Annotated in this window: 11 protein-coding genes; 7 read left to right on the plus strand and 4 right to left on the minus strand. The window is 71.8% G+C overall.

The window, feature by feature from the left end:
• The first annotated feature begins 681 nt into the window (after window positions 1–681).
• Together AC3EUV_RS10730 and AC3EUV_RS10735 are read left to right on the plus strand one after the other, a co-directional pair.
• Window positions 682–2,334 carry a PP2C family protein-serine/threonine phosphatase gene (locus AC3EUV_RS10730; protein WP_435602735.1) on the plus strand — a complete coding sequence of 551 codons (1,653 nt, stop codon included), beginning with the start codon at window positions 682–684 and terminating at the stop codon, window positions 2,332–2,334.
• Between the two features lie 236 nt (window positions 2,335–2,570).
• Entirely contained in the window at window positions 2,571–4,034 is a 1,464-nt protein-coding gene (locus AC3EUV_RS10735; RefSeq protein WP_432144155.1) for an aminopeptidase P family protein, read from the plus strand.
• Between the two features lie 37 nt (window positions 4,035–4,071).
• On the opposite strand, the gene AC3EUV_RS10740 is transcribed toward AC3EUV_RS10735, so the two are convergent.
• The 3 genes from AC3EUV_RS10740 to AC3EUV_RS10750 all read right to left on the minus strand — a co-directional run bounded on the left by AC3EUV_RS10740 (window position 4,072) and on the right by AC3EUV_RS10750 (window position 7,288).
• On the minus strand, window positions 4,072–4,824 hold the full coding sequence (locus AC3EUV_RS10740) for a TetR/AcrR family transcriptional regulator (RefSeq protein ID WP_435602736.1): 753 nt from the start codon (window positions 4,822–4,824) through the stop codon (window positions 4,072–4,074).
• 241 nt (window positions 4,825–5,065) lie between these two features.
• The gene (locus AC3EUV_RS10745) at window positions 5,066–6,667 is read right to left on the minus strand and encodes an MDR family MFS transporter (protein WP_435602737.1); all 1,602 of its coding nucleotides are present in this window, start codon (window positions 6,665–6,667) and stop codon (window positions 5,066–5,068) included.
• A gap of 27 nt (window positions 6,668–6,694) precedes the next feature.
• Window positions 6,695–7,288 carry an NADPH-dependent FMN reductase gene (locus AC3EUV_RS10750; protein ID WP_435602738.1) on the minus strand — a complete coding sequence of 198 codons (594 nt, stop codon included), beginning with the start codon at window positions 7,286–7,288 and terminating at the stop codon, window positions 6,695–6,697.
• 138 nt (window positions 7,289–7,426) lie between these two features.
• Between AC3EUV_RS10750 and AC3EUV_RS10755 the strand changes: the two genes are divergently transcribed.
• Complete coding sequence (locus tag AC3EUV_RS10755) at window positions 7,427–8,170, plus strand: TetR/AcrR family transcriptional regulator (RefSeq protein ID WP_435602739.1); 744 nt, start codon at window positions 7,427–7,429, stop codon at window positions 8,168–8,170.
• 50 nt (window positions 8,171–8,220) lie between these two features.
• Here the strand turns inward: AC3EUV_RS10755 and AC3EUV_RS10760 are convergent, their stop codons facing one another.
• Window positions 8,221–8,718, minus strand: coding sequence for an ATP-binding protein (locus AC3EUV_RS10760; RefSeq protein ID WP_435602740.1), 498 nt, complete (start codon window positions 8,716–8,718; stop codon window positions 8,221–8,223).
• A 246-nt stretch (window positions 8,719–8,964) separates the two neighbouring features.
• On the opposite strand from AC3EUV_RS10760, the gene AC3EUV_RS10765 reads away from it, so the two are divergent.
• The 4 genes from AC3EUV_RS10765 to AC3EUV_RS10780 all read left to right on the plus strand — a co-directional run bounded on the left by AC3EUV_RS10765 (window position 8,965) and on the right by AC3EUV_RS10780 (window position 11,879).
• Window positions 8,965–9,804 carry a hypothetical protein gene (locus AC3EUV_RS10765; RefSeq protein ID WP_435602741.1) on the plus strand — a complete coding sequence of 280 codons (840 nt, stop codon included), beginning with the start codon at window positions 8,965–8,967 and terminating at the stop codon, window positions 9,802–9,804.
• A gap of 114 nt (window positions 9,805–9,918) precedes the next feature.
• The gene (locus AC3EUV_RS10770) at window positions 9,919–10,707 is read left to right on the plus strand and encodes a YcnI family copper-binding membrane protein (RefSeq protein ID WP_432144161.1); all 789 of its coding nucleotides are present in this window, start codon (window positions 9,919–9,921) and stop codon (window positions 10,705–10,707) included.
• 84 nt (window positions 10,708–10,791) lie between these two features.
• On the plus strand, window positions 10,792–11,436 hold the full coding sequence (locus AC3EUV_RS10775) for an SCO family protein (RefSeq protein WP_435602742.1): 645 nt from the start codon (window positions 10,792–10,794) through the stop codon (window positions 11,434–11,436).
• Window positions 11,433–11,879, plus strand: coding sequence for a copper chaperone PCu(A)C (locus AC3EUV_RS10780; protein WP_432144163.1), 447 nt, complete (start codon window positions 11,433–11,435; stop codon window positions 11,877–11,879). Before AC3EUV_RS10775 ends, AC3EUV_RS10780 begins: the two co-directional genes overlap by 4 nt.
• Window positions 11,880–11,984: the final 105 nt, after the last annotated feature.

Here is an 11,984-nt window from a genome sequence, read left to right on the forward strand (position 1 = left end):
TCGCACTACATGGCACTTCTTGCCGGTTCGCCGTTGTCCGTGCCGTGCCGCTTCATGCCGTGGTGGGGCGTTTTCTGCGGCCCGGCCGTGCAACCCGGGGTCGATCGCATCTCGATCACGCCACGTGGATCACTGGTCACCGCGTGTACAAGGCAGCGCATCACGCCGTACGCCGAGCGTGGAACATGGCGGGGGGTGGCGCACGCATGGCGATTGCGCCTCCGTGGTGCAGTCCCCGCCTCTTGGGAGTGCGTCGCGGTCGTCGCCGTATTAGACGCCGGTGTCCGCCGGAGAGTTCCGGTGCGGCCCCAACTGGCCCCGCACCTTTCCGAGTACGTACCCGCCACTGTGGTGAAGACGCGCTGCTGATCGCCGTCAGTCGACCTCAAATTGACGTTCGGGGGGCTTTTTTCAGGCCAATCTACGGACCTCGCTGACACCACAAACCCCACGGGAGAGAGTGCTGGACATCACATCGTTGATGCGTGTACATCTGGAGCATTGATAGCGGAGCAGCATGACATGGGGGTTTGCGATGCTATTGAGGAAATTGAGCGGCCAACCGCACCGCACAACATCACTCAACAAAATGCCGCACTCCCAACCAAATAGCGGCCTGACCTGGGTTATTACCTGGCGCAATGAGAGATGCCAGCCATGACCGCCCCGCACGTACCGAAAGTGGCTGGAATCGAGCCAGCCCTTCCCGCCCCCACGCACACTGTCGACCCGCGCGCGGGGAAAGCCTCCGCGGACCCCACCGCCGGCCCCCCGTCCGACGGCTCGCCCCCCACCCCTCCGGGCGCCCTTCAGGACTCCGCACTCGACAGCGCGTCAGACGCCGCCCCCGGCGACGCCCCCGGCGCCCCCGATATCTCCGTCGCTGACCAACTCGCCGCCGTGCAGGACCGGCTGGCCGGGTGGATCTCCGACCTCAGCACCCTGCACGACCTGACCGAACAGCTCGCGCGCACCCGCACGGTGGAGGACGCCCTCCACGAGCTGCTGCGCGCCGGCGCCTCCCTGGTCGGCGCGCGGCGCGGGCTGGTCGCCCTCGCCCCGGCCGACGGCTTCGGCCCGGAGACCACGATCGGCCTCGGCCTCGGCCACGCCGAGATCGGCACCATCGAGACCATCCCGCGCCGCGCCCTGTCGTACGCGCGGATACTGGACGGCCTCCCGGAGCCGGGCGCCACCGGCGACGAGACCCGGATGGGACCGCTCGACGGCACCCGGCACGCGGCCGGCGACACGGGCCGTCCCCCCGGGGCCCGCGGCGCGGCGGCGGCCGGACCGTGCACCGAGATCTCCGAACCCGACATCCCGGGCGAGAAGGACCTCGACCCGCGGCTGCGCGAGGTCGCGGCCCGGCTCGGTTACGCGGCCAGCTACGCGGTGCCGCTCACCGCCGACCCCATCGGCAGAACCGGCGCCGCGGTCTGGCTTTACGACGAACCGGCCGCGCCCACCGAACGGCAGCGCCATCTCATCGGCCTCTACCGGGCGCACGCCGCCGAGCACCTCGCCCGCCTCCTGGAACTGCACCGCACCCGGCAGGCCGTCCGGATCCTGCGCGAGGAGCTGCTGCCGCACCGGCTGCCGCGGGTCCCCGGCGTCCGCCTCGCGGTGCGGCACAGCAGCGGGCCGCGCGGCGGCGGCGACTGGTACGACGCGCTGCCGCTGCCCGACGGCGCGCTGGGGCTGGCCATCGGCTCGGTGACCGGCTCCGGGCCGAGCGCGGTGGCGGCCATGGGGCGGCTGCGGGCGTCCCTGCGCGCCTACGCCGTCATGGAGGGCGAGGATCCGGTCGCGGTCCTCTCCGACCTCGAACTGCTGCTGCGGCTGACCGAGCCGGCCCGCAGCGCCACCGCGCTGTTCGCCTTCACCGAGCCGCCGCCCGGCGCGCCCGGCGGGCCGCCCGCGCCCCCGATGCCGGGCGGTATCACCGACCCCTTCGCCCGCAAGATCGTGCTGGCCGGGGCCGGCCACTGCCCGCCGCTGATCCTCGGCGATCTGCGGACCGAGTACGTGGAGACCTCGCTGTCCGCGCCGCTGGGCATGCTGGCCTGCTGGGAGGCGCCGAGCGTGGAGATCGAACCGGCCGGCGGCGAGACCCTGCTGCTCTACAGCGACGGGCTGCTGCACCGCACCGGCGAGCCCATGGACCGCGCCTTCGCCCGGCTGCACGCGGCCGCCGCGGGCGTCCCCAGGGCCGCCCGGCACGATCCCGAGGCGGTCGTCGACCACATCGTGCGCGCAATGCTGCCGCAGGGTCTGGACGACCCGCTGTCGGAGGAGGACGTCGTGCTGCTCGCGGCGTACTTCGAGGAGTAGCTCCCGGTCCGGCGGCTCAGGGCCGGCCGGCGGCCCCCGGCCCTGGTCGCAGGGCCGGCCCTGAGCACGCCCCTTAGGGGCGGACGGGCCTACTGCCCGCGCGCCCGTTCGCTCCCCCGCCGGGTGCCATGCCTCCTATGGCCGGAGTGCCGGAGAGGTCACACCTTCCTGCCCCTGGACCGTTTTCGATCCGCACATACGATGGAATGCGGTTCAGTCTTTTAAAAGGAGGCACGGTGACCGACGAGCTCACTCCGGAGACCCCGGACGAGGACGAGCAGCCGATCAAGCAGCGCAAGAACGGCCTTTACCCGGGCGTCTCGGACGAGCTCGCGGAGAACATGAAGAGCGGCTGGGCCGACACCGAGCTGCGCGATCTGGAGCCGGTCGAGCAGGCCCCGCACGCCGCCCGGCGCCGGGCCGCGCTGTCCGCGCGCTTCCCCGGTGAGCGGCTGGTGATCCCGGCGGGCAACCTGAAGACCCGCTCGAACGACACCGAGTACCCGTTCCGCGCCGCGACGGAGTACGTCTACCTCACCGGCGACCAGACCGACGACAGCGTCCTGGTCCTGGAGCCGGCGGGTGACGGGCACGAGGCGACGCTCTACCGGCTGCCCCGCTCCAACCGTGAGAACGGCGAGTTCTGGCTCAACGGCATGGGCGAGCTGTGGGTCGGCCGGCGGCACAGCCTCCAGGAGGCCGAGGCGCTGCTCGGCATCCCCTGCAAGGACGTCCGCGAGCTGGCCGACGCGCTCAAGGAGGCCACCGGCCCGGTCCGTGTGGTCCGCGGCCACGACGCCGGTATCGAGGCCGCGCTGACCGACAAGGTCACCGCCGAGCGGGACGAGGAGCTGCGCGTCTGCCTCTCCGAAGCGCGCGCGGTGAAGGACGAGTTCGAGATCGGCGAGCTCCAGAAGGCCGTCGACTCGACGGTGCGCGGCTTCGAGGACGTCGTGAAGGTCCTGGACAAGGCCGAGGCGACCAGCGAGCGCTACATCGAAGGAACGTTCTTCCTGCGCGCCCGCGTCGAGGGCAACGACATCGGCTACGGCTCGATCTGCGCCGCCGGCCCGCACGCCACCACCCTGCACTGGGTCCGTAACGACGGCGCGGTCCGCTCCGGCGAACTGCTCCTGCTGGACGCCGGTGTGGAGACCCACACCCTGTACACCGCGGACGTCACCCGCACCCTGCCGGTCAACGGCCGCTACACCGACCTCCAGCGCAAGATCTACGACGCGGTGTACCAGGCCCAGGAGGCGGGCATCGCGGCGGTCAAGCCGGGCGCGGCCTACCGCGACTTCCACGACGCGGCGCAGCGGGTGCTCGCCGAGAAGCTGGTCGAGTGGGGCCTGGTCGAGGGCCCGGTCGAGCGGGTGCTGGAGCTGGGGCTCCAGCGCCGCTGGACCCTGCACGGCACCGGCCACATGCTCGGTCTCGACGTCCACGACTGCGCCGCGGCCCGCACCGAGCACTATGTCAACGGCACGCTGGAGCCCGGCATGGTGCTGACCGTCGAGCCCGGACTGTACTTCCAGGCGGACGATCTGACGGTGCCCGAGGAGTACCGGGGCATCGGGGTCCGCATCGAGGACGACCTCCTCGTGACGGCCGACGGCAACCGGAACCTGTCGGCCGGCCTGCCGCGGCGGTCGGACGAGGTCGAAGCATGGATGGCCGGGCTGCTCGGCGGCAAGTAGCAGCGCGGAGCGTGGGTACGTACGTCCCCCGGTGGCCTCAACTGGCGCCGGGGGACGTGTCGTTGGCGGACTCGTCACCACCGGGGGACGAGTCGTCGGCGGGCTGCCCGCCACAGCCGGTGGGCGCGTCGTCGGCCCCGGGCGTCGTCCCCGCGGCGTCACCGGCGACGTCGCCCCCACCGTTCCTCCCGTAGGCGCCCGCGCGGGCCGCCGCCCAGACGGCGGTGGCGGCGGACTCGGCCAGGCGCCGGTCGACGGGCCGGCGGGCGATCAGCAGCCGGTAGTAGAAGGGCGCGCCGAGCGCCGACATCACCTCCTCCGGGTCGGTGTCCGCGGGCAGTTCGCCACGGTCGACGGACCGCCGCACCATCTGGGCGGCCATCGTCAGCCGTTCGCCGAAGAAGGTCCGCAGCACCGCCGCCGCCTGCGGGTCCCGCGCCGCGGCGGAGACCACCGCCTCGATCAGCGCGCTCATCCGCGCCTCGCCGAAGAAGGCGGCTATCGAGCGGGACAGCGCCCGCAGATCGTCGGGCAGGCTGCCGGTGTCGGGCAGCGGCACATCGGAGCTCAGCTCGGTCAGCAGCTCGCACACCAGGCCCTCGATGCAGCGCCAGCGGCGATAGAGCGTCGCGACGTGAATCCCGGAGCGCTGCGCGACCTTCTCCATGGTCAGCCCGGCGAAGCCGCCCTCGTCCAACTCCTCGAACACGGCGGCGAGTACGGCCTGGCGGGTACGGGCCGTACGCCCGCCGGGGCGGGTCTCGCCCGGGGCTTGGTGCGCTGTCGTCACGGCGGCTCCGTATTGCAGTGCGGGTTCACGCCAAGTATTGTCCAAGACAAGTTAACGCGAGCAACTTCGCGTTAATCGTGGTGCGCGCTGGTCTCGCAGGGACAGGGGACGCCGCGGGGGAGGTCCTCCCACCGCGAGACCGCGCTGCCCATCTTCCCCTATAGGCGATTTCCGGCCAACTGCCCCACTGCCGACGTTCGCCCGGATTGACACCTCGCCTCCCGGCGTCTCACAGCGCCGGCTAGCCCCGTTCTCCCCGCGGATGACGGGACTTCGCGGCCCCGTCCTGGTCCGTCGCCGCCCCCGACGCCGTCCGCAGCGGCGCCTCGCGGATCAGACACGCGGCCGCGAAGCTGATGGCGCACAGTGCGGCCGTGCCGAGCATGACGCCGTGCAGGCCGCCGGTGACCCCGGCCCGGACGGCGTCCCGTACCGGCCCGGGCAGACCGCGCAGCAGAGTGGGGGTCAGGTCGTGGCCGCCCGCGAGGCGTTGCCCGGCCCCGCCGAGCCGGTCGGTGAGGGTGGCGGTCAGGCGGCTGGTGTAGACGGAGCCGAGCACGGCGACACCGAGCGAGCCGCCGATGGTGCGCAGGAGTGTGGTGGTGCCACTGGCGGCGCCCATGTCGCGGGGTTCCGCGCTGTTCATCGTGATGAGCATCGAGGGCTGCATCAGGCAGCCGAGGCCCACACCGAGGACGAGCGTCAGCGCGGAGGTCACGGCCGTGGCCGTGTCCGCGCCGACCATGAGCAGGGCCAGCGCACCCGCCGTGGCGACCGCGCCGCCGGCGAGGGGGTATCCGCGGTATCCGCCGCCGTTGCCGACCGCCCGCCCGATGAACAGCTGCGCGCCCATCACGCCGAGCATCAGCGGGAGCAGCAGCACCCCGCTCCACGTCGACGACATGCCCCGTACGAACTGCATGTACTGCGGCAGATAGCTCGCTGCGGCCAGCATCGCCGCGCCCACCAGGAAGCTCAGCACCTGGGCGAGGGTGAAGTTGCGGTCGCGGAACAGCCGCGGCGGGATGAGGGGTTCGGGCGCCCGCCGCTCCACCCGGACGAACCAGCCGAGCGCGGCCACCGAGAGCGCGGCGAGCCCCGCGATCTGCGGTGAGAGCCAGCCGTAGGCCGTGCCGCCGGTGCTCCCGATCAGGGTGAGCGCCAGGATGCCGGTGGTCAGGAGGGCGGCGCCCGCGTAGTCGATGCGGGCCGTGCTGCGCCGGGCGGGCAGCCGGATGCCGAGCCCGACGATCAGGAGTGCGGCGGCGCCGACGGGCACATTGACGTAGAAGACCCAGCGCCAGTCCAGCTGGTCGGTGAGGAAGCCGCCGAGCAGCGGGCCGCCGATCATGGCCATCGGCAGCAGCACACCGATCATCGACTGGGAGCGCCCCGCCTGCGCGGGCGGCAGCAGTGTCCCGAGCAGGGCGAGCGCGCCCACGAAGAGACCGCCCGCGCCGAGCCCCTGGAGCGCGCGGAACGCGATCAACTGTCCCATGTCCTGGGCGAGGCCGCAGAGCACCGAGCTGACGAGGAAGAGCGCGATCGAGGCCAGATAGCTGCCCTTGCGGCCGTAGAGGTCGCCGAGCTTGCCCCAGAGCGGGGTGGCGACGGCGGTGGTGAGCAGATAGGCCGTCACCACCCAGGAGAGGTGGCCGATGCCGCCCAGGTCGCCGACGATGGCCGGCAGGGCGGTGCCGACGACCGTGCCGTCAAGGGTCGCCAGGACGATGCCGAGCAGCAGCCCCAGGATGACGAGACGCGAGGGCGGCGCCGGGTCCGGCGGCTGGTCGGTACCGGGCCCCGCGGCCCCGGTCGCGGCTTCTTCCGTCCGCTGATTCATGGCTTCTCCCAGGCTTCCGGCGAGGCGTCAGGCGGCGTACGGGCGGACGGTCCTGGCCTCCCGGAGCGCCTGGGCCCACCAGGCGAGCTGGTCCAGCATCGCCTTGGCCGCGGCGTCGCACTGCGCGTCCTTCATCGCGTGCTCCTCGTCGAACATGCCCCAGGCGTGGTGCAGGCTGACCGTGTCGCGGATGGTGGTCGCGTGCAACTCGGCCATGACCAGCCGGAGTTGCTCGACCGCGCGCAGACCGCCCGAGATGCCGCCGTAGGAGACAAAGCCGACCGGCTTGGCGTGCCACTGCTCGTTGTGCCAGTCGATGGCGTTCTTCAGGGACGCCGGGAAGCTGTGGTTGTACTCCGGTGTGACGAACACGAACGCGTCGGCCGCCGCCAGGCGCGGTGAGACCGCGGCGAGGGCCTCCGTGGTGCCGGGCGCCGGCGGCTGCCCGAAGGCCGGGAAGACGGTGGGCAGCGGGGTCTCGCCCAGGTCGACGACGTCGACGCTCATATCGTCGCGCTGCTCCAGGTGGCCCTTGATCCACTGGGTCACGACGGGCGCGAAGCGGCCCTCCCGGGTGCTGCCGACGATCACCGCGACGCGGAGCTGCTGCTGCTGGCTCATGGAACCCCCTGATGTGTACGACGGCGTGCACGAGGATGTGTACGGCGTATCCAGACGCGTACAACGTACACGTCGATGTGTACGTCGTCCACTGGCGATACGCTGTACACCAACAGCCGGCCGGAGAGGAGCTCACGCATGGCAGCCCAGAAGAAGAGCGGGGAGGCGGATGCGCCCGTGCTGTGGGAGCGCCTGGAGCGGCCCACCGCGGCTCCCCGTGCCGCACTGACCCCGCAGAAGATCGCCGCCGTGGCCGTGCGGGTCGCCGACGCCGAGGGCTTCGCCGCCGTCACGATGCGCCGCCTCGCCACCGAGCTGGGTGTCGCCCCGATGGCCGCCTACCGCCATGTCTCGGGCAAGGACGACCTGTGGGCGCTGATGGTCGACCAGGTCATGGCCGAACTCGCCGTCCCCGACGAGGTGACCGGCTGGCGCGAGGTGCTGCGCGGCTACGCGCTGGGCAGCCGCGCCATGATGCAGCGGCACCCCTGGCTGGCCCAACTGCCCACGCCGCACTTCGTCCTGACCCCGAACCGGATGGCGGCCGCGGAACGCCAGCTGGCCGCACTCGACGGCCACGGCATGGACACCGACACGATGATGGCCGCCTTCCGCGCGGTCAACGCCTATGTGCACGGCGCGACGCAGTCCGAGGTGGCGCTGCGCCAGTACATGGAGGACAACGGCTGGACCAGCGGCGACGAGTCACGCCGCGCGCTCGCCCCGCAGATGACCTATCTGATGGAGACCGGCCGCTACCCGACCTACCGGCGCTACGCCCTCGGGGCCGCGCGCAAGGACGACGCGGCCTGGCAGTTCGAGACGGGGCTCGACTGCGTGCTCGACGGCATCGCGGTCAGGGTCGGCGATCAAGGCCGGTGATCAGGATCGGTGATCAGGGTCGGTGATCAGGGTCGGCTCAGGGCCGGTGATCACGACGCCATCGGGAGCGCCGCGCCCTCGCGCCACTTGAGGATCTTGTCGAAGCTGACCACCGCGCCGGGGCGACCCGTGCGGTTGCGGTAGCGGACGTGGTCCGTGAGGGCCTCGATCAGAAAGAGCCCCCGGCCGTCCTCGGCAAACTCGGGAGCCTGCGCGGGGGTGAGCACGGGGGCCGCCGGGGGGAGGGGGCGGTCCGTCGCCGTATGGGGTGGCGCGGGGGGTGCGGGGCGATGGTGGAAGCCGGGGCCCGAGTCGGTGACCTCGATGCGGCAGGTGTCGCCGTCGATGAAGGCGGTGACGCGGTAGTCCTCGGTGGTGTCGCCCCCGTGCTCGACGGCGTTCGCGCAGGCTTCGGAGAGGGCCACCGACAGGTCGTAACAGATGTCCGGGTCCACGCCCGCGGTCTCCATCGTGCCCAACAGCAGGCGACGGGCCAGCGGCACGCTCGCAGCCTCGCGCCGCAAATGGAGTGACCACCAGATGCTCATCGCTCCAGCCTCCTGGCCGCGGCTCGACATATCGATACCTATTGCCGCGCCGCAAGGTCCGTAAGCATGTCCGGGACGTGATACCGCTCATTCGGCGGATGCGAAGAGTAAGCGCATCGGTGTAGGTGCCGCGCCGCCTGTGCGCCTCCGCGCGCCCCGCCTGCCTCCTCGGACGCCCCGCCGGGCGCCCCTTGACTCCGACCTGCCGTCGGGGATCCGCGGGACCAGTGGGATGATGGCGCCGCCATGACTCCACCGCCCGCCTCCACAGCGCGCGCAGCCGCCGATCTCCGGCTGTTGAGGGCCGCGGTTTTCACCGCGGTCTGCGTCGCGCTGTCCGCGGGCGGGCACATCCTCGCCTCCTGCGCCACCGTCCCGCTGTGGACGCTGGGCGTCGCCGCCGCCGCGGTGTTCGCGGTCGCGGCGCCGCTGGCCGGGCGGGAGCGCACCCTGCCGGGGATCGCCGTCGGGCTCGCCGTCGGACAGCTCGCCCTGCATGCGCTGTTCGCCTGGGGCCAGCGGCCGGCGCCCGCCGTGGCGCGGGGCGGCTCCGGCGTCGGCGGGCTCTCGGACCAGGACGCGATCAGCATGGCCCGGCATGTGATGTGCGGGCTCGGCACCGGCCGGATGGACGGTGCGCAGGCGCGCCGGGTGCTCGGCTCGGGGGGCTTCGACACGGCCTCCGCCGCCGGCGTGAGCGCACCGGCGGGGCACGGGACGGCCGCGGCCACGGCCACCGCCGACCCCGTGCTGCACGGTCTGCTGCCGTCGCTGCCCATGCTGCTGGGACATCTGCTGGCGGCGCTCGCCGTCGGCTGGCTGCTGCGGCGGGGCGAGGCCGCGCTGTGGCGGCTGGTGCGACTGTCGGCCCCGGCGGTGTACGAGACGACCGTCCAGACCCTGGCCGGTGCGGTGCGCAGGGCGCTCGTGCTGGTCCGCGCCCTGCTCACGGTGCTGGGAACGGCGCACGACGAGGCGCGGCGCGCTCCCGTTTCGTACGGGGATGACAAACCCGGCCCGCAGGGCCTCGCACTCCACCACAGTGTCGTCAGGCGAGGGCCACCCACCCTGGCCCTCGCGGCCTGACCACGCGCGAAGCACGCTCCCACAGGACTGGGTACGGGCTCGCGCGCCGTCACCGCACGCGCGCCACCTACACCGTCACCAGCACCTTTCTCCTTCCTGTGGAGTGTTTTTCCGATGTCGAAGATCTCGAAGATGACGCAGATGCCGCAGCAGCAGTCGGACGCGTCCCGCGCCCGGCGGCTCGCCCGGCGGCTGCCGCTCGTGGGCGCCGCCGCGGTCGGCAGTGTGGTGCTGCTCGCAGCCCCGGCCTTCGCCCACGTCAGCGTGCAGCCCGCGGGCCCGGCCCCGAAGGGCGGCTATGCGACCGTGAACTTCAAGGTGCCCAATGAGCGGGACGACGCATCGACGGTGAAGCTGGAGGTCACGCTGCCGACCGACCACCCGCTGGCGTCCGTCATGCCGCAGCCGGTGCCCGGCTGGAAGGTGGACGTCAAGAAGTCCAAGCTGGCCAAGCCGCTCGAGATGCACGGCGAGAAGATCGACGAGGTCCCCTCGAAGATCACCTGGACCGCGGAGGACAAGGGCGTCGAGCCCGGTCAGTTCCAGCAGTTCCCGGTCTCCGTCGGCATGCTGCCCGAGGATGCCGACCAGGTCGTCTTCAAGGCGCTCCAGACGTACGACGACAAGGAGGTCGTGCGCTGGATCGAGCCGACGAAGGAGGGCGCCCCGGAGCCGGAGAGCCCGGCACCCGTCCTCAAGCTCACCGCGGCCGAGGAAGAGGGCCACGGCGCCGCCGGCGCGGACGACAAGAGCGGCGGCAAGGACCACCTCAAGAATGCCGCGGCCACCACGGACGCCCCCGCGAGCGACACCACGGCCCGCGTCCTGGGTGCCGTCGGCATCGTCGTCGGCATCATCGGAGTCGGCTTCGGAGTGTTCGCCGGCCGGCGTCGCAGCGTCTGAGCACGGACGGGCCGGCGCCCGACGCGCGCCGGCCCGACGCCCCTTCCCGGACACCCGGGACACAACTCACGGGATTTATCTGCCATGCGTAGAACGACCCTGCTCGCGTCCGCCCTCACGGCGGCCGCGGCACTCAGCCTGACCGCCTGCGGCGGGGACGACAGCAAGCCCGCCGCGGTGGTGTCCGGCGGCACCACCAGCAAGTCGATCATCACGCTCGACAGCCCGCTGGCGAAGCCGGACCTGGTCCTGACCGACACCCAGGGCGCCAAGTACGACCTGCTGAAGAAGACCAAGGGCCACCCGACCCTGATCTACTTCGGCTACACCAACTGCCCGGACGTCTGCCCGCTGACGATGGCCAACGTCGCGGTCGCGGTGAAGCAGCTGCCCAAGGCCGAACAGAAGGACCTGCGGGTCCTCTTCGTCACCTCCGACCCGGAGCGCGACACCCCGGCCGCCCTCAAGAAGTGGCTCGGCGGCATCAACAAGGAGTTCGTCGGGCTGACCGGCAGCTTCGACACCATCCAGGGCGGCGCGCGCAGCGTGAACATCGGCATCGAGAAGCCGGTCAAGAAGAAGAACGGCGATGTCGTCTCCACCCATGGCGCGCAGGTGCTGCTGACCTCCCCCAAGGACGACAAGATCCACTGGATGGGGATGCAGAAGGCGACCTCCGACGATTTCACCAAGGCACTTCCGAAGATCATCAAGGGGCAGAACCCGTGAACCGCCGCAGCACCCTCGCCACCGCCCTCGCCCTCACGGCCGGTCTCGCGCTGGCGGGCTGCGGCGGGGACGGCGCACCGAAGCTCGAGGTCGTCGACGCGTACATGCCGCAGCCGGTCAACCAGGACATGGCCGGCGCGTACTTCACCGTCAAGAACAACGCGGACACCGCCGACAAGCTCACCTCGGTCACCACCAACCTGGCCAAGGACATCTCGATCCACAAAACCGTGGGCACCAAGATGGAGCGGGTCAATTCGCTGCCCATCCCGGCCAACGGCACGCTCCAGCTCGGCCACGGCGGCAATCACCTGATGTTCATGGGGCTGAAGAGCAAGCCGACCAAGAACGACGTCGTCACCGTCCAGCTGCACTTCGCCCACGCCGAACCGGTCCGGGTGTCCATCCCGGTCAAGGCCGCCGACTACCAGCCGAAGCACTAGCCACGCACCACCAAGGGCTGTCCCGTCATCGGAGAACACACAGGTCCGAAGTAACCGCCGCGGCCGGAAGCACCGCACCGGCCGGCCGCGACAACGGAGTAAGGG

This window comes from Streptomyces sp. bgisy130 (genome assembly GCF_057708345.1).

Bases quoted from the DNA above. Each gene is read 5' to 3' on its own strand.
- AC3EUV_RS10745 (WP_435602737.1), bottom strand. From the start codon at position 6,667: ATGAATCAGCGGACGGAAGAAGCCGCGACCGGGGCCGCGGGGCCCGGT.
- AC3EUV_RS10750 (WP_435602738.1), bottom strand. From the start codon at position 7,288: ATGAGCCAGCAGCAGCAGCTCCGCGTCGCGGTGATCGTCGGCAGCACC.
- AC3EUV_RS10755 (WP_435602739.1), top strand. From the start codon at position 7,427: ATGGCAGCCCAGAAGAAGAGCGGGGAGGCGGATGCGCCCGTGCTGTGG.
- AC3EUV_RS10760 (WP_435602740.1), bottom strand. From the start codon at position 8,718: ATGAGCATCTGGTGGTCACTCCATTTGCGGCGCGAGGCTGCGAGCGTG.
- AC3EUV_RS10765 (WP_435602741.1), top strand. From the start codon at position 8,965: ATGACTCCACCGCCCGCCTCCACAGCGCGCGCAGCCGCCGATCTCCGG.
- AC3EUV_RS10770 (WP_432144161.1), top strand. From the start codon at position 9,919: ATGTCGAAGATCTCGAAGATGACGCAGATGCCGCAGCAGCAGTCGGAC.
- AC3EUV_RS10775 (WP_435602742.1), top strand. From the start codon at position 10,792: ATGCGTAGAACGACCCTGCTCGCGTCCGCCCTCACGGCGGCCGCGGCA.